Annotated in this window: 15 protein-coding genes; 8 read left to right on the forward strand and 7 right to left on the reverse strand. The window is 59.3% G+C overall.

The features are described 5' to 3' along the window. Positions 1-33 precede the first annotated feature (33 nt). The 4 genes from SLH49_RS10070 to SLH49_RS10085 form a co-directional block, all read right to left on the reverse strand. Entirely contained in the window at positions 34-423 is a 390-nt protein-coding gene (locus SLH49_RS10070) for a VOC family protein (RefSeq protein ID WP_320269029.1), read from the reverse strand. A gap of 7 nt (positions 424-430) precedes the next feature. Continuing rightward, entirely contained in the window at positions 431-928 is a 498-nt protein-coding gene (locus SLH49_RS10075) for a hypothetical protein (protein WP_320269030.1), read from the reverse strand. After that, positions 912-4,355 (reverse strand): pyruvate carboxylase, encoded by a 3,444-nt coding sequence (locus SLH49_RS10080; protein WP_320269031.1) that lies wholly within the window; start codon positions 4,353-4,355, stop codon positions 912-914. The genes SLH49_RS10075 and SLH49_RS10080 overlap by 17 nt, the downstream gene beginning before the upstream one ends. A 61-nt stretch (positions 4,356-4,416) precedes the next feature. Continuing rightward, positions 4,417-5,556, reverse strand: a complete 1,140-nt coding sequence (locus tag SLH49_RS10085; protein WP_320269032.1) for an alpha-hydroxy acid oxidase — start codon at positions 5,554-5,556, stop codon at positions 4,417-4,419. Positions 5,557-5,653: 97 nt separating this feature from the next. Between SLH49_RS10085 and SLH49_RS10090 the strand changes: the two genes are divergently transcribed. Continuing rightward, positions 5,654-8,032, forward strand: coding sequence for an ATP-dependent helicase (locus SLH49_RS10090; protein WP_320269033.1), 2,379 nt, complete (start codon positions 5,654-5,656; stop codon positions 8,030-8,032). Between the two features lie 63 nt (positions 8,033-8,095). Here SLH49_RS10090 and SLH49_RS10095 read toward each other — a convergent pair whose 3' ends face one another. Beyond that, positions 8,096-8,695, reverse strand: coding sequence for a LysE family translocator (locus tag SLH49_RS10095; RefSeq protein ID WP_320237833.1), 600 nt, complete (start codon positions 8,693-8,695; stop codon positions 8,096-8,098). 72 nt (positions 8,696-8,767) lie between these two features. Here SLH49_RS10095 and SLH49_RS10100 point away from each other — a divergent pair, with 72 nt between their 5' ends. Beyond that, on the forward strand, positions 8,768-9,220 hold the full coding sequence (locus SLH49_RS10100; protein ID WP_320269034.1) for an Lrp/AsnC family transcriptional regulator: 453 nt from the start codon (positions 8,768-8,770) through the stop codon (positions 9,218-9,220). A 327-nt stretch (positions 9,221-9,547) separates the two neighbouring features. Here the strand turns inward: SLH49_RS10100 and SLH49_RS10105 are convergent, their stop codons facing one another. Then, positions 9,548-9,763, reverse strand: coding sequence for a DUF1127 domain-containing protein (locus tag SLH49_RS10105; RefSeq protein ID WP_320269035.1), 216 nt, complete (start codon positions 9,761-9,763; stop codon positions 9,548-9,550). 244 nt (positions 9,764-10,007) lie between these two features. Here SLH49_RS10105 and SLH49_RS10110 point away from each other — a divergent pair, with 244 nt between their 5' ends. Then, complete coding sequence (locus SLH49_RS10110) at positions 10,008-11,081, forward strand: Mrp/NBP35 family ATP-binding protein (RefSeq protein WP_320269036.1); 1,074 nt, start codon at positions 10,008-10,010, stop codon at positions 11,079-11,081. 2 nt (positions 11,082-11,083) lie between these two features. Beyond that, positions 11,084-11,584: a GNAT family N-acetyltransferase gene (locus SLH49_RS10115; protein ID WP_320269785.1), complete on the forward strand. Its 501-nt coding sequence runs from the start codon at positions 11,084-11,086 to the stop codon at positions 11,582-11,584. A 41-nt stretch (positions 11,585-11,625) separates the two neighbouring features. Here the strand turns inward: SLH49_RS10115 and SLH49_RS10120 are convergent, their stop codons facing one another. Further along, positions 11,626-11,943: a hypothetical protein gene (locus SLH49_RS10120; protein WP_320269037.1), complete on the reverse strand. Its 318-nt coding sequence runs from the start codon at positions 11,941-11,943 to the stop codon at positions 11,626-11,628. 690 nt (positions 11,944-12,633) lie between these two features. Between SLH49_RS10120 and SLH49_RS10125 the strand changes: the two genes are divergently transcribed. The 4 genes from SLH49_RS10125 to SLH49_RS10140 are packed head-to-tail and all read left to right on the forward strand — an operon-like array spanning position 12,634 to position 16,202. Continuing rightward, entirely contained in the window at positions 12,634-13,074 is a 441-nt protein-coding gene (locus tag SLH49_RS10125; RefSeq protein ID WP_413785279.1) for a division/cell wall cluster transcriptional repressor MraZ, read from the forward strand. Between the two features lie 6 nt (positions 13,075-13,080). Beyond that, complete coding sequence (gene rsmH / locus SLH49_RS10130) at positions 13,081-14,061, forward strand: 16S rRNA (cytosine(1402)-N(4))-methyltransferase RsmH (protein ID WP_320269038.1); 981 nt, start codon at positions 13,081-13,083, stop codon at positions 14,059-14,061. Then, positions 14,062-14,421 (forward strand): cell division protein FtsL, encoded by a 360-nt coding sequence (locus tag SLH49_RS10135; RefSeq protein WP_320269039.1) that lies wholly within the window; start codon positions 14,062-14,064, stop codon positions 14,419-14,421. Next, positions 14,418-16,202 carry a penicillin-binding protein 2 gene (locus SLH49_RS10140; RefSeq protein WP_320269040.1) on the forward strand — a complete coding sequence of 595 codons (1,785 nt, stop codon included), beginning with the start codon at positions 14,418-14,420 and terminating at the stop codon, positions 16,200-16,202. The genes SLH49_RS10135 and SLH49_RS10140 overlap by 4 nt, the downstream gene beginning before the upstream one ends. Positions 16,203-16,209: the final 7 nt, after the last annotated feature.

Below are 16,209 nucleotides of genomic sequence, written 5' to 3' on the forward strand. Positions count from 1 at the left end.
GATGGAGATTAAATGGAGCCGCTTTTCGACCGCCTAACTCTTGAACTCGATCAGATCCCAGCGGTTGCCAAAGGGGTCACGAAACACTGCAACAATTCCATAGTGTTCATCGCGGGGGGGTTCCTCAAAGATCACTCCATTCGCGATCATCCGGGCATGATCATCGGCGAATGCATCGGTTTCAAGAAACAGCGATACACGACCGCCCCCTTGATTTCCGATGGCAGCGATCTGCCGCTCCCCAACCGCTCGGGCAAGCAGAAAGCCCGTTTCGGCCTCCGCAGGCGCTACACGGATCCAGCGTTTGCCACCGCCGAGATCGGTATCCTCCAAAAGCTCGAAGCCTAGTTTGTCTACAAAAAACGCTATACCGGCTTCGTAGTCCGGCACCAAGATGGAGAGCAGAGCAAGCCGTTGCGCCATCAACCTTTCACTTCCAATGTGGTGGCATCGCATCTGGGCTGAAACCCAATGCTTCAAGCTCTGTTTTGTTCAGTAAAGATCGGCCTTGAAAATCCCCGTAACGCGGGCCGTTCGTGCTCTCCGCATAGCGCCAATCGATGATCATCTGAGGGTCCACTACAATTTTGTCGCCGAAGAACACTGGGTGGTCTCTGTTTGTTGGGACAACCCTGCCTGTGATGGCCCCGTCAGGCGACCGGATAAGGTCGTCAACGAGATAGGCCGAAAGGCATGATGCGCCGCCACCGCTTTCAATGGCGATCAGCAGCGAGATAAGCAGAGATGGATGAGCGATGCCGCTTTCGTCGAACGCATTGCGCGCGACGATGGGCCAGGATTTCGCGACATCCGGAACGGCTGCCGCGCGGTACGACGCCAATGTGCAAGGCGGCAGAGGTGGTTCTTGGGCATGTGCGACGGTACTGAGGCCCAAAGCAACCCAGATGATCTTAGTCCAGTTCGACAAGCAGGTCCTTGGCATCAATCTGTCCCCCAGCTTGAACATGCACCGCTTTGATCACCGCGTCACGTTCCGCGTGAATGCCAGTTTCCATCTTCATCGCCTCAATGGTCAGCAGAAGATCGCCCGCCTTTACCTCTTTGCCTGCCTGAGCGGCGACGGAGGCGACAACCCCTGGCATGGGCGCGCCAATGTGATTTGTATTGCCGTCTTCAGCTTTGGGACGCTGCACCTTTTCAGCTGCGGCAAGGCGGTTCATAACCCGGATGGTGCGCGGCTGGCCGTTGAGTTCAAAGAAGACTTTGACCTCGCCATCCTCGTTCATTTCCGCTACGGCCTGCAGCCGGATTTCGAGCGTCTTGCCGGGGTCGATCTCGGCCGCGATCTCTTCCCCGGGTTCCATCCCGTAAAAGAAGGTGCGCGTGGGCAGGGTGCGGACCGGGCCATAGATATTGTGCCGCTTCGCATAATCGAAAAAGACTTTGGGATACATGAGGTACCCGTTCAGGTCCTCGTTATCGATCTCCTGACCCTCAAGCTGGGCCGACAGATCGGCGCGTGTCGCCTCCAGATCCACAGGTTTCAGCGCCTTGCCGGGGCGCTCGGTCATCGGTTTTTCGCCTTTGAGGATCTTTTCCTGGATCGCCTTTGGCCAGCCACCGGGTGGTTGGCCGAGCGCGCCGCGCATCATGTCGACCACGCTGTCGGGAAAGACGACGTCAACCTTCGGGTCCTCCACCTGTGCGCGGGTGAGGTTCTGGCTGACCATCATCAGCGCCATGTCACCCACGACCTTGGACGATGGCGTGACTTTCACTATGTCGCCAAACATCTGGTTCACATCCGCATAGGTCTGGGCCACCTCGTGCCAGCGTTCTTCAAGACCAAGCGAGCGTGCCTGTGCCTTAAGATTGGTGAATTGCCCGCCCGGCATTTCATGCAGGTAGACCTCCGACGCCGGGGCCTGCAGCCCGCTCTCAAACGCCGCATAATGCGCACGGACCTGTTCAAAGTAATTGCTGATCTCGCGGATCGCTCCGATATCGAGGCCCGTGTCGCGGTCGTTGCCCCGCAAAGCCTCCACGATTGAGCCCAAAGTCGGCTGAGAGGTGTTGCCCGACAGCGCATCCATCGCTCCATCCACGCAATCCACACCAGCGGCAGAGGCCGCGAGGACCGTCGCAATCGCCGCCCCGGACGTGTCATGCGTGTGGAAATGGACCGGCAGATTTGTCTCTTCTTTCAATGCCTTGACCAATACCGTGGCCGCCGCTGGCTTCATCAGCCCGGCCATATCCTTGAGCCCCAGCACATGCGCGCCCGCCGCCTCAAGCTCCTTGGCCATCGCGACATAGTATTTCAGATTATACTTGGCGCGGGCCGGGTCCATCAGGTCGCCGGTATAGCAGATCGTGCCCTCACAGACCTTCTCGGCCTTGATCACGGCATCCATCGCCACGCGCATATTCTCAACCCAGTTGAGGCTGTCGAACACTCGGAACACATCCACGCCAGACGCCGCAGCCTGCGCCACAAAAGCCTGTACCACATTGTCCGGATAATTCGTGTAGCCCACCCCGTTTGAGGCGCGCAGCAGCATCTGCGTCATGATGTTGGGCATCACAGCGCGGATATCGCGCAGGCGCTGCCAAGGGCATTCCTGCAGGAACCGGTAGGCCACGTCGAACGTGGCACCACCCCAGCATTCAACGCTGAAAAGCCCGCTCATCTTCGTAGCATAGGCCGGGGCGGCATTGATCATGTCGATGGAGCGCATGCGCGTCGCGAGCAACGACTGATGCCCGTCGCGCATCGTGGTGTCGGTGATCAAAAGCTGTTTCTGATCGCGCATCCAGTCGGCGACGGCCTGTGGCCCCGACGTATCAAGGATGTTGCGCGTGCCCGCTGGAACATCGGTGGTAGGTTTCACGGGGGGCTTGGGCGGTTTCACATCCGCAGCCGGAAGGGGGCGACCGGCGGTTTCGGGATGCCCGTTCACCGTGATATCCGCGATATAGGTCAGGATTTTCGTGGCCCGGTCGCGGCGGGTCTCAAAGTCAAACAGATCCGCCGTCTCGTCAATGAATTTGGTCGTGTATTCGTTGTTGAGGAAGGTCGGGTGCTTCAGCAGGTTCTCGACAAAGGCGATGTTCGTGCTGACCCCGCGAATACGGAATTCGCGCAAGGCCCGGTCCATCCGCGCAATTGCCATTTCCGGCGTGGGTGCGCGGGCGGTCACTTTTGTCAGAAGCGAGTCGTAGTAGCGGGTGATCACAGCGCCTGAATAGGCAGTGCCCCCGTCCAGACGGATGCCGGGGCCAGTGGCCGAGCGGTACATCTGAATACGCCCATAATCGGGGATGAAGTTGTTCAGCGGGTCCTCGGTCGTGACCCGGCACTGCAACGCATGGCCGTCGAGCTTCACATCGTATTGCGAAGCACAGCCCGTCGCCTCTACCAGCGATTTGCCCTCGGCAATCAGGATCTGCGCGCGGACGATATCGATGCCCGTCACCTCTTCGGTCACGGTGTGTTCAACCTGCACGCGGGGGTTCACCTCGATGAAATAGAACTCGCCTGAATCCATATCCATCAGGAACTCAACAGTGCCTGCACATTCGTAGTTCACATGGGCACAGATTTTCTTGCCCAGATTGCACAATTGTTCGCGCTGGGTGCCGCTCAGATATGGAGCAGGCGCGCGCTCCACGACCTTTTGATTGCGGCGCTGGACCGAGCAATCCCGCTCCCACAGATGATAAATCACGCCATGACTGTCGCCGAGGATTTGTACCTCCACATGGCGCGCGCGGGTGATCATCTTTTCGAGATAACCCTCGCCATTACCAAAGGCAGCCTCGGCCTCGCGCCGGCCTTCACGCACCTTCTCCTCAAGCTCATCCTCGGAAAAGATCGGACGCATTCCGCGGCCGCCTCCACCCCAGGACGCTTTGAGCATCAGGGGATAGCCAATCTCAGCTGCCTCTTTCTTGATCGCCGCCATATCGTCACCCAGCACCTCGGTTGCCGGGATGACGGGCACACCGGCCTCAATCGCGACCCGCCGCGCGCTGGCTTTGTCACCCAAGGCACGCATCGTATCGGCCTTGGGGCCAATGAAAGTGATGCCATTGGCCGCACAAGCATCCACGAAATCGGGGTTCTCCGAAAGCAACCCATAGCCCGGGTGAATGGCATCTGCCCCGGCCATCTTGGCCACACGGATGATCTCATCAATGCTCAGATAAGCCGCGACGGGCCCAAGCCCTTCGCCGATCCGATAGGCCTCATCCGCCTTGAACCGGTGCAGACCCAGCTTGTCCTCTTCAGCAAAAACCGCGACCGTCTTTTTGCCCATCTCGTTTGCGGCGCGCATGATGCGGATCGCAATCTCGCCGCGGTTGGCAATCAGGATCTTGTTAAACTCGGCCATCACACTCCCCTTCGCAGTTGCAGCATTCCTTAAGGGGCAAATTCTGGGGCGTCCATAAGGATTACTGGGTAGTTCGTAGGCAGTCGCCCACGTTTTTGAGCGTTTTTGCGCCAAGCTGCCCCATATTGCTGATCATATCCTGGCGCAGAATGTCGACGACATGGGCAGCCCCGACTTCGCCCAAAGCAGCCAAGCCATAGTGAAACGCGCGGCCGAGCATCACGAAATCGGCCCCCAACGCCAGCGCACGCAGCACATCCAGCCCGCCTTCAATCCCACTATCCATGATGACCGGCAAATTCGTCGCCGCGCGCACCGCAGGCAACGTTTCAATCGTGGCAGGCCCGCCGTCAAATTGCCGCCCCGCATGGTTGCTGACCCAAATGGCATCAGCGCCTTCATCCGTCAGCCGTGCCGCATCATCCGCGCGCCCCACACCTTTGACAATCAAGGGGCCGTCCCACGCCTCACGCAATAACTTGAAGTAATCCCAGTCAGGCGAGGTCCGCAGCAAATAACCGATATGCTTGTTTGAGGGCAGGGCGCTACGGTTTTCTGAATAGTCATCCATCAGCTTCATGCGCGGCATCCCCGTCTGGCGAATACCGTTCAGCCAGAAAGGGCACATCGCGGCCTGCATCGCCAGTCGTGGCGTGAGCTTTGGCGGATTGGTCAGGCCCCCGCGTGTCTGCCGCTCCCGCCGTGAGGCGACGGGGACATCAACAGTCAACACAAGCGTCGAAAACCCTGCATTTTTGATGCGCTTGAGGATATCATCGCGAATGCCCGGGTCGCGTGGCGGATAAAGCTGAAACCAGGCATGTTCGCCCAGATGACTGGACATATCCTCGGGCAGTTGCGTGGACACAGTCGACAAAGTGAACGGCAGCCCCTCTTTCGCCGCCGTCCTGGCCAGCATCTTTTCCGCCCCCGGCCAGATCAGACCCGACATGCCGACAGGCGCGATGCCAAAGGGCAGAGGATGCGTCTGCCCCAACAGGCTGGTCGAGAGGTCGGGGTCAAACTCTCCGTGCAGGATTGATGGGTTCAGCAAGACCTGATCCAGCGCCGTCCGGTTGCGCGCCTGTGTGGCTTCTATCCCCGTTGCGCTGTCCAGATATTCCCACACAAAATGCGGGATACGCCAACGGGCGCGGGCCTTGAGGTCGGAAATCGCGGGGTAGCGGCTGTGCAGGTCCATTGCGCGACGTTACCCATGCGCGGGGTGAAGTCAACGTGCAGAACATTAAGTGAACAAGGGCTTTCCCTGCCACAGGATTCAGTTTACCTTTGCACACATGAGCAGTTTTTCCGAAGACGACGCGTTTGGGGCCGCTGTGCCGCTAAGCCAGCGGGCGATGGCGCGACCTGCGATGCCTTATCTTGAGGGGCTTAACCAAGCACAACGTGAGGCTGTCGAGACGCTGGAAGGACCCGTCCTGATGCTCGCCGGGGCGGGCACGGGCAAGACCAAAGCGCTGACGACCCGGATTGCGCATCTTCTGGCGACCGGGACGGCGCGGCCCAACGAAATCCTCGCGGTGACTTTCACCAACAAGGCCGCGCGCGAGATGAAGAACCGCATCGGCAGCCTGATGGGCGAGGCGGTGGAGGGGATGCCTTGGCTCGGCACTTTCCACGCGGTCTGCGTGCGATTGCTTAGGCGCCATGCGGAATTGGCTGGCCTCAAAACGAGCTTCACCATCCTCGACACCGACGACCAGATCAGGCTGATGAAGCAGCTCATCGTGGCCGCCGATATCGACGAAAAACGTTGGCCTGCGCGGATGCTGTCGGGGATTATCGATGGCTGGAAGAACAAGGCCTGGACACCCGACAAGGTGCCCGCCGCCGAAAGCGGGGCGTTCGATCACAAGGGCGTCGACCTCTACGCCGCTTATCAGCAGCGCCTACTAGAGCTGAATGCGGTCGATTTCGGCGACATCCTGCTGCACATGGTCACAATCTTTCAGACCCGCGACGACATCCTGCAGCAATACCAACGCTGGTTCCGCTACATCCTCGTGGACGAGTATCAGGACACGAACGTCGCCCAGTATCTCTGGCTGCGTCTGCTCGCAGGCGGGCACAAGAACATCTGCTGCGTCGGCGATGACGACCAGTCGATCTATGGCTGGCGCGGGGCCGAGGTGGGCAATATCCTGCGGTTTGAAAAGGATTTTCCGGGCGCGCATGTGGTGCGGCTGGAGGAAAACTACCGCTCGACCGGGCATATCCTCGCCGCCGCTTCTGGCGTGATTGCCGCCAATAAGGGGCGGTTGGGCAAGACGCTGTTCACTAGTGGTGAAGACGGCGAAAAGGTCCGCCTGATCGGTCATTGGGATGGCGAGGAAGAGGCGCGCTGGATCGGTGAAGAGATCGAGGCGATGCAACGCGGCACAAGAGGCATGGCGCCGATTGGCCTCGAAAAAATGGCGATCCTCGTCCGCGCCTCGCACCAGATGCGCGCCTTCGAAGACCGCTTCCTGACCATCGGCCTGCCCTACCGCGTCATCGGCGGCCCGCGCTTTTACGAACGGATGGAGATCCGCGACGCGATGGCCTATTTCCGCCTCGCCGTCACCCCAGAGGACGATCTGGCCTTCGAGCGGATCGTGAACACGCCCAAACGCGGCCTTGGCGACAAGGCGGTGCAAACGATCCAGCGCACCGCACGGACGAATGGTGTGTCACTGGTCGAAGGCGCGCGGCTCTGCTGTCAGGGCAAGCTGCTGGGCGGCAAGGGGTTGAAGGAACTGACCATTTTGGTCGCCAGCATTGATCGCTGGGCGGCGCAAGTCCGCGCCGAGGCCGATACCCATGTCGAACTGGCCGAGATGATCCTGGACGAATCTGGCTATACCGGCTTCTGGCAGAACGACAAAACGCCCGAGGCACCTGGACGGCTCGAAAACCTCAAGGAACTCGTCAAGGCGCTGGAGAATTTCGAGAACCTGCAAGGCTTCCTCGAACATGTCAGCCTGATCATGGACAATGAAAGCGATGAGCCGGGCGAGAAGGTCAGCATCATGACCCTGCACGCGGCCAAGGGCCTCGAATTCCCCGCCGTGTTCCTGCCGGGATGGGAGGACGGGCTCTTCCCCTCGCAACGCTCCATGGATGAAAGCGGGCTTAAAGGTCTCGAAGAGGAACGCAGGCTCGCCTATGTCGGCATCACGCGGGCCGAGGAGCTTTGCACGATTTCCTTCGCTGCAAACCGCCGCGTCTATGGCCAATGGCAGTCGCAAATGCCCTCGCGGTTCATCGACGAATTGCCCGAGGATCATGTGGAGGTGCTGACCCCGCCAGGCCTTTATGGCGGCGGATATGGCGCGGCTGCGGCCTCACCTGCGGTGCAGGGCATGATGGGCTCGGACCTGCATGAAAAGGCGGCAGAGGCGAATGTCTACAACTCCCCCGGCTGGCGCAGGTTGCAGGCGCGCGGGCAGCAGCGCAGCATGGCGCAACCCTCTGAGGCGCGCAATATGACCATCGATATGGAAGCCGTGTCTGCCTTCACCGAAGGCGACCGGGTGTTCCACCAGAAATTCGGTTACGGCGAGGTGATCGGCATCGAAGGTGACAAATTGCAGATCGAATTCGACAAGGCCGGGTCAAAGAATGTGGTGGCCAAGTTTGTCGTCAATGCCGCAGCCGCCGATGATGTGCCGTTCTGAGACGCGCGAGATTTTTCGTCACGAAAAATCTCGCGGGATGATAAAATTTAGCTAAATTTTATCTCAGGTCATCAACATTGGATAAAGCGAGACAACCAGCAGCACGGCCATCGTCACATTGAAGATGCGCAATCGCCGCGCCGTGCCAAGCCAACGCCGCACCTGCACACCGATCCAGGCCCAGACCGTCACCGATGGCAGATTGGTTGCCGAAAAGACCAGTGCGACCAGCAGTGACCCGATCAGCACCCCCATCTCCTGCGGCGCATAGGCGCTGATCGCGGTGATTGCCATGAACCACGCTTTGGGGTTGACCCATTGAAACGCCGCCGCCTGCAGGAACGTGAACGGCTTGCCCGTCACCTCCTTCGCCTCTGGCGCCACAGCATTGGCGATCTTCCGGGCTAGCCACAGCATATAGGCCGCACTCAACACTTTCAGGAGGGTGTTCAGCGCCGGATAGGCCTCAAACATCCTGAGCAGCACGATGCCCACCATCACCACCATGAATGCATGGCCGAGCGATATACCCAGCATATGTGGCACTGTGCGCCGCAGCCCGTAATTGGCACCAGACGCCATCAGCATTAGGTTGTTCGGCCCCGGTGTAATCGAACTGGCAAAGGCAAAGCCGATCAGGGCAATCAGGATCTCAAAGCTCATTGCGCAATGATAATGGGCGAAAGGCACAATGAAATTGCTAACTTGCGCAAAAATAGCCTAATGTCGCAATAAATGATGACAGCAGACCCAATCAACGACGCGATATTGCGTGCGCTTGCTGCCGATGGCCGGATCAGCAATCTGCAACTGGCTGACAAAGTAGGGCTATCGCCCTCCGCCTGCTTGCGCCGCGTGCAAGAACTGGAACGCAAAGGCGTGATCAAGGGTTATCGCGCGCGCCTTGACCCGGTCCAAACGGACAAGGCTTATCTGGTTTACGTCGCCGTCGGTCTTTCCGAACACACGAAAGCTGCCCAAGAAGGCTTTGAACGGGCCATGCAACAGGCCGATCAGGTCACCGAATGCCACAATGTCGCCGGTGCTTTTGAGTACATCCTGCGCGTCGAAGTGGCCGATCTGCCTGCCTACAAGGCCTTCCACACCGATATTCTGGGTACTGTCCCACATGTGCGTTCGATCACCAGCTACATGGTGATGGGTTCGCCCAAGGATGTGCGGGGGTAGTCGCTAGCACTTGCCACAAAAAAACGGCCATGCCCGGGAGGAGGTGGGCATGGCCGTCCTATTGGTCAGCGCTCGCTCAAGGGAGGAGGAGAGCGAAGCGCCTTCTCGCTGACTTGGCTCGGGAGGAGGTGAGCGTTGCCAGCGGTCTTCATCGGTTCCAACCCGGGAGGAGGTGGGCGGTTCCGAAACTTGTTTCAAAGTGGCGGCATCCGGGAGGAGGTGGATGCCGCCACCTTATTGGTGACCCCTAGCTCAGGGAGGAGGAGAGAGCGCGGGGTCTTTCAGATTTGCCTAATGGGAGGAGGCGGCAAATCTGATCCTTGAATTTCATTCGCCGTAAGCGGCTTCCAACGCGATCCCCTTAACCATCGCCCGACTCATGCCGAGGTCGTTGAGGTCGCGGTCTGAAAGGCCACGCAGCTCATTGAGCGTGGTACGGTACACTTTGCGTTTCGCGGCTCTTTCTGCCAAATCAGCACGCAGCGCAGCAAAGCGTTGTGCGAGGGAGACGCCGGCAAAGGCAGTATCAGTGTTGTAGGTCATGTGCTCATCTCATCTATCGTCTTCGGCATATGCTGCCTTGTTGCCCTCATGATGTATGATAATGCTGCGACTGCACAATGTCCTATTGAGCAACGCTGCTATGCAGAAACTGCATAAGCACTGCTGACCTAATGTCATGATTTTGTCGTATTCACCTGTCGTCATCGGCAAAGACTTGCGCTTTGCTCAAAAGGTGCCAGATGATGGGTAGAATTTGGTCATTGTGTAAAAAAGAGAGCAAAATATGCCTGTCACCCGCGATGAAGTATTAGGCGCGCTGTCACGACTCACGCTGCCGGGCGGGGATGACCTTGTATCGCGCGATATGGTGCGGGCATTGACCATTGAAGGCGGTGCCGTCCGCTTTGTGATCGAAGCCGCTGATCCTGCTGAAGCGGCCAAGATGGACGGCGTACGCCGCGCTGCAGAGCAGCTTGTCAGCAATTTGCAGGGCGTAGATAGCGTTTCTGTCGTTCTGACCGCACATGGGCCCGCACCCAAAGCCCCGGAACCACCATCGTTGAAGGTCGGGCGGCATCCGACGCCGCAGGCGGGCCCGGCAAAAGTGTCTGGTGTTGATCGGATCCTTGCCATTGGCTCCGGCAAGGGCGGGGTCGGCAAATCAACCGTCTCTTCCAACCTGGCGGTCGCCTTGGCGCGCGAAGGGCGGCGTGTGGGCCTTTTGGATGCGGACATCTACGGCCCTTCTCAGCCGCGGATGATGGGGGTTAACAAGCGCCCGGGCAGCCCGGATGGCAAAACCATCATTCCGCTCCATGCCCATGGGGTCACGATCATGTCCATCGGTTTCATGGTCGATCCCGACAAGGCCGTCGTCTGGCGCGGGCCGATGCTGATGGGAGCCCTCCAGCAGATGCTGGGTCAGGTGCAATGGGGTGAACTGGACGTGCTGATCGTCGATTTGCCGCCAGGGACCGGAGATGTGCAGCTCACACTGTGCCAGAAAACGCATCTGACCGGTGCAATCGTTGTGAGCACGCCGCAGGACGTGGCACTTATTGATGCGCGCAAGGCATTGGATATGTTCAACAATCTCAAAACACCTGTGCTGGGTCTGATCGAGAACATGTCCACCTTCTGCTGCCCCAATTGCGGACACGAAAGCCACATCTTCGGCCATGGCGGCGTCGCGGCAGAGGCCGAGCGGATTGGCGTGCCCCTGCTCGGTTCATTGCCCATCGACCTCGACACACGCCTTGCCGGGGACGACGGCACGCCCATCGCAGCAGGTGACAGCCCCATGGCAGAAGCTTACCGCGAACTCGCGAAAAGGTTCATCGCAGGCGGCATGGCGTGAGTATCCGGCTCGCGCGCGCGACGGATGCGGACGCGATCTGGCCGCTTCTGCGGGACGTTTTTCGCGCGAGCGAGACCTATGCGGTCGATCCGCAGATCAGCAAGGATGCCGCGCTCAATTACTGGATGACCCAGCCCCGCGCCGTTTACGTTGCGGAAGAGAACGGCCAAATCCGCGGCACCTATTACATCAAAACCAACCAGCCCGGTGGCGGCGCGCATATCTGCAATTGCGGATATATCGTGGCCCCTGAGGCCCGCGGGCGGGGGTTGGCGGCTCTGATGTGCGCGCACAGCCAGGATGAGGCACGCCATCTGGGCTACAAAGCCATGCAATTCAACTTCGTTCTGGCCAGCAACGAAGGCGCCATTCGGCTTTGGCACCGCCTGGGTTTTGAAACCATCGGGACGATACACGAGGCATTCGATCACCCGCAGCTCGGGTTCGTCGACGCCCACATCATGTATAAGAGCCTCGCTAAAATCGGCCCTTCTGCCAAGTAAACCTGCACGCGCACCTACTTCACCTTCCTGCCCGTGCACACCTATCCAACTGAGCGTTTTCGGGGCACTTTCTGCCGACGCGACTTGCCAAGCTTCTGCATCGCTTTGGCATAGAGCAAGCGATCCAGCACCCAATTGTCAGCGAAGGCCGCCATTTTCCGGGCAGCGGCCAACAGATCCTGGGCTTCCGTGATGCGACACGAGACAATCTGTCGTTTGTCCGCAAGTTCGGGCAAAAAACAGCTGGCAGGCACATATCGGCTGACAACAACAGTCTCCAGGTCAATAAGTGGGAGCTCTGGATGTGGATGGATGACGGTGAAATCCACTTTGACCAGTTTTTCGTTTCGTAGCGGCATAGATCATCATCGATGCGGAACGGTTAAATTCAGCTCAACACCGATCCGGGTCCGGAATAACGCAATCGGGAAATCATGGAATCAGTGTGATTTTCGAATCACAATCAAGATGGATTCGGGAAATTCCGGCGATTTGATCTTCAAAAATACACGAATTTTCGTGAAATTCGGAAGCGGGCTCGAAAAAAGACAGCCAAGCCGGGAATTTTGTGAACTAGCAAGTTTTGACTACATGTTGTGTCTATTAGCACAAAGAGCCCAATAAATGCGCACAAAACGACATCATTTACCCTAGATGTTGTTTCCAGCGCATCCGGAAAACACCATCTAGTACCATGAATTCCCAAAAAGTTGTTGATCGGTGATCCAAGGGATGCCACAAAGGGTCCACGGTAAGGACGACCAAGACTTCAAACGGGGCGCCAAGAACCCCACCGGCAAAGCCAGGTTTCATACAGGCTACGCCCTTACCCAACAAAGATCCGGCGCGTGAGCGAGCAGACATCCCCCCAGGTGGCACGCGCAGTCGGACTTCCCAGCAAATGGGACGAGGGCGGCGGATTGATCAGTGGCAGCAGATCAATCCGCCGTTTTCACTTCAAAAAGGCGTTCGGGGGGTAAGGGACCGAAGGGACAGTGGTTCTGAGTTTTACAGGCGAACACACCCAAAAGGTGGATGGGAAGGGGCGCATGTCGATCCCGGCCGATTTTCGTCGTGTTCTCGAAGCCGGTGACCCGGATTGGACGCCCGGCCTCTCCCCCCGCATGTACCTGCTGTACGGCGATCACCTGAAAAACCAGTTGCACGGCTACACGGTTGACGAGTTTCAGAAAGTTGTCGCCCAGATCAACGCGCTGCCGCGCGGTTCGGCTAATAAGAAAAAACTGTCCCGTTTGATCATTGGCCAATCGATCCGTCTCGATGTGGACAAAGACGGGCGCACCGTCATGCCCATCAAGCAGCGCCAGAAGCTGGGGCTGACGGATGGGGAGCTGACATTCAGTGGCCTTGGTGATCACTTTGAAATCTGGAAGGCCGAGACCTTTGCGGCGGAAGTGTCGGAGGACCTCAGCGGCTGGCTCGATGAACAGGAGGATGGCTTTGATCCGCTCATCCTCTTGGATGAGTAGGGTGCCATGTCTGCTGCCGCGACCACCTCACCCCATATCCCCGTTCTGATCCGACCGCTCATCGCAGCGGTTTCGCCCGTTTCTGGGGTCTGGCTGGATGGGACCTTTGGCAATGGCGGCTATACGCGTGCCTTGCTGGCGGCAGGGGCCGACAAGGTCATCGGCGTTGACCGTGATCCACTGGCGTTCGAGATGTCCGCCGAGTGGATCGGTGAATATGGGGACCGGATCGAAACCGTGGCGGGCGTGTTTTCGAAGCTCGATGAATACGGCCAGGACCTCGATGGCGTCGTGCTCGACCTCGGCGTCAGCTCCATGCAGCTTGATATCGCCGAGCGTGGCTTTTCCTTCATGCGCGACGGGCCGCTGGATATGCGGATGTCGCAGGATGGACCGTCTGCCGCTGACCTTTGCAACCAAGCCGAAGAAGCAAAACTCGCTGATATTATTTATCTTTATGGCGAAGAACGCGCCTCGCGCCGGATCGCCAAAGCCATTGTGGCCGCTCGCCCGCTTTCGACGACCTTGCAACTCACCAAGGTCGTCGAAAGTTGCTTACCGCGCGCCAAGCCCGGTCAGTCCCACCCCGCAACGCGCACATTTCAGGCGCTGCGGATTGCGGTGAATGATGAATACGGCGAATTGGCTGCAGGGCTCATGGCCGCTGAACGCGCCCTAAAACCGGGCGGCAAGCTGGCCGTTGTGACGTTTCACTCAGTCGAGGACCGCATGGTCAAACGCTTCTTGCAGGCGCGGTCCGGCAATGTGGCCAATGCCAACCGCTACGCGCCGGAGACCGCACAGGTCACTCCTGCCTGGCGCATTGAGACCCGCAAGGCGATTGGGCCGGACGATCAGGAACTTGCGGAAAACCCACGCGCACGCTCCGCCAAGCTGCGCGTCGCGATCCGCACAGATGCACCGGCCGAGGCGATTGATCCTGCCGCTTTGGGCATGCCGATGAGAAAGAGAAAGGGGGGCAAGTAAATGCGTGGTTTGTTTTATGTCATCGCCGCCTTCGCCGTGATGGGGCTGGCCTTTTGGGCCTATCAGGAAAACTACAAGACCCAAGGCGCGATCAGAGAGGTGCGTCAGCTGCATGCGGAAATCGGGGCGGCGCATGAACGCCTCGGCATGCTGCGGGCCGAATGGGCCTATCTCAACCGGCCCGACCGGCTTGCTGATCTCGCCGATCTGAATTTCGACAGGTTGGGCCTCTTGCCCCTGATGCCCGACGCCTTTGGCGCGGTGGATCAGATCATCTATCCGATCCCGCCCATTGCGCCCATCATCAACCCGATTGAACTGTCGGCGGATGAGCTGGCCGCGCTGGAGAACGATCTATGATCCGCACCCCGTTGCGCCCACTGGCTCGCATTCTCAGCGCGCGCGCGCAGGGCGAAGACCCTGCTGCAATTGAGGCCGAAAACCGCCGGAAACGCCATGAGGAGATGGCCGACAAACAGCGCCAGCGTGCCGAAGGGCGCTTGCTCGTGCTCGGCCTTGCGTTTTTCTGCGCCTTTGGCGTGATCGGCATGCGCATGGGCGCGCTCGCCTCATCTGTACCGGAAGAACCGCGTGCCTCCGCAGTGGGTAACCCGATCATCGGCCAACGTTCTGATATCGTTGACAGAAACGGGCGTATTCTGGCAACAAACCTGGCCACCCATTCGCTCTACGCCCACCCGCGCGACATGATCAACGCGGAGCATGCGGCGACGGAACTGGCCAAAATCTTCCCCGAACTCGATGCCGAGGAGCTCCTGAAAGACTTCACCGGTGACCGCCGTTTCCTCTGGATTCGTCGTCAGATCAGCCCCGAGCAAATGCAAGCCGTCCACGATATCGGCTCCCCCGGCCTGCTCTTCGGCCCGCGTGAGATGCGGCTTTACCCCAACGGCCCCATCGCGGCGCATGTCCTGGGCGGCGCCAGCTATGGCCGCGAGGGCGTTGCGAGCGCCGAAGTGATCGGCGTCGCGGGTGTCGAACGCCAGTTTGACGCCTACCTCCGCGATCCCGCCAATGAAGGCGCACCGCTGGAGCTCTCGCTCGACCTGACGGTGCAGGCGGCGGCTGAGCAGGTTCTCGCCGGCGGCATGTCGATCATGAACGCCAAAGGCGCGGCCTCTGTCCTGATGGATATCCATACGGGCGAGGTCATCTCCATGGTCTCGCTCCCCGATTTCGACCCTAATAACCGCCCGCGCGTGTTGACGACCGGTGACCAATCCGACAGCCCACTTTTCAACCGCGCGGTGCAGGGCGTCTACGAGCTGGGCTCCGCGTTCAAAATCTTCGCCGCCGCGCAGGCGATGGAGCTGGGCCTGATCAACCCGAACACCATTATTGACATTAGCGGGCCACTGACCTGGGGCCGCTTCCGCATTCGTGACTTCCGCTATAATGGCGAGGAACTCAGCGCGACAGACGTGATCGTCGAATCCTCCAACATCGGCACGGCGCGCATCGCGATGATGATCGGCGCGGACCGGCAGCGTGATTTCTTGGGGTCGTTGGGATTTCTCGAACCCACCCCGATTGAACTGACCGAAGCACCAACCGGCAAGCCATTGCTGCCGCGCAATTGGTCGGAAATCTCAACGATGACAATCTCTTACGGGCACGGCCTGTCCTCGTCCCCTTTGCATCTGGCTGCGGGCTATGCCTCGCTCTTGAACGGTGGCACCCGCGTGGAACCCACGCTCTTGCGCATGGCGAATGAGGTCGAGGGCCCCCGCGTCGTCAGCGAAGCCGTCAGCCGCCGCTCGATGGAAATGCTGCGCCAGGTCGTACTGCGCGGCTCAGCCTCTTTTGGGGACGTACCTGGCTACAATGTCGGCGGCAAAACCGGCACCGCCGACAAACCCCTGACATCCGGGCGCGGGTACTATGATGACAAGGTCATCGCGACCTTCGCCGCGGCTTTTCCCGCGGATGATCCCCAATATGTGCTGGTCGTCACTCTCGACGAGCCGTCCGAGAATTCCGGTGACGAACCGCGCCGCACAGCCGGTTGGACAGCCGTTCCCATTGCCGCCGAAATGATCCGTCGCGTCGCGCCGCTGCTGGGCTTGCGGCCACAAGTGGACTCCTCCCAATCCATCGGTGTAACACTCACTTCAAATTAGGCGGGGG

Source organism: Cognatiyoonia sp. IB215446 (assembly GCF_033963825.1).
Lineage (GTDB): Bacteria > Pseudomonadota > Alphaproteobacteria > Rhodobacterales > Rhodobacteraceae > Yoonia.

What these genes read in the sequence shown, in the direction of transcription:
- SLH49_RS10070 (WP_320269029.1), bottom strand. Translation starts at nt 423, where the DNA reads ATGGCGCAACGGCTTGCTCTGCTCTCCATCTTGGTGCCGGACTACGAA.
- SLH49_RS10080 (WP_320269031.1), bottom strand. Translation starts at nt 4,355, where the DNA reads ATGGCCGAGTTTAACAAGATCCTGATTGCCAACCGCGGCGAGATTGCG.
- SLH49_RS10085 (WP_320269032.1), bottom strand. Translation starts at nt 5,556, where the DNA reads ATGGACCTGCACAGCCGCTACCCCGCGATTTCCGACCTCAAGGCCCGC.
- SLH49_RS10090 (WP_320269033.1), top strand. Translation starts at nt 5,654, where the DNA reads ATGAGCAGTTTTTCCGAAGACGACGCGTTTGGGGCCGCTGTGCCGCTA.
- SLH49_RS10095 (WP_320237833.1), bottom strand. Translation starts at nt 8,695, where the DNA reads ATGAGCTTTGAGATCCTGATTGCCCTGATCGGCTTTGCCTTTGCCAGT.
- SLH49_RS10100 (WP_320269034.1), top strand. Translation starts at nt 8,768, where the DNA reads ATGATGACAGCAGACCCAATCAACGACGCGATATTGCGTGCGCTTGCT.
- SLH49_RS10105 (WP_320269035.1), bottom strand. Translation starts at nt 9,763, where the DNA reads ATGACCTACAACACTGATACTGCCTTTGCCGGCGTCTCCCTCGCACAA.
- SLH49_RS10110 (WP_320269036.1), top strand. Translation starts at nt 10,008, where the DNA reads ATGCCTGTCACCCGCGATGAAGTATTAGGCGCGCTGTCACGACTCACG.
- SLH49_RS10120 (WP_320269037.1), bottom strand. Translation starts at nt 11,943, where the DNA reads ATGCCGCTACGAAACGAAAAACTGGTCAAAGTGGATTTCACCGTCATC.
- SLH49_RS10125 (WP_413785279.1), top strand. Translation starts at nt 12,634, where the DNA reads ATGTCGATCCCGGCCGATTTTCGTCGTGTTCTCGAAGCCGGTGACCCG.
- rsmH (WP_320269038.1), top strand. Translation starts at nt 13,081, where the DNA reads ATGTCTGCTGCCGCGACCACCTCACCCCATATCCCCGTTCTGATCCGA.
- SLH49_RS10135 (WP_320269039.1), top strand. Translation starts at nt 14,062, where the DNA reads ATGCGTGGTTTGTTTTATGTCATCGCCGCCTTCGCCGTGATGGGGCTG.
- SLH49_RS10140 (WP_320269040.1), top strand. Translation starts at nt 14,418, where the DNA reads ATGATCCGCACCCCGTTGCGCCCACTGGCTCGCATTCTCAGCGCGCGC.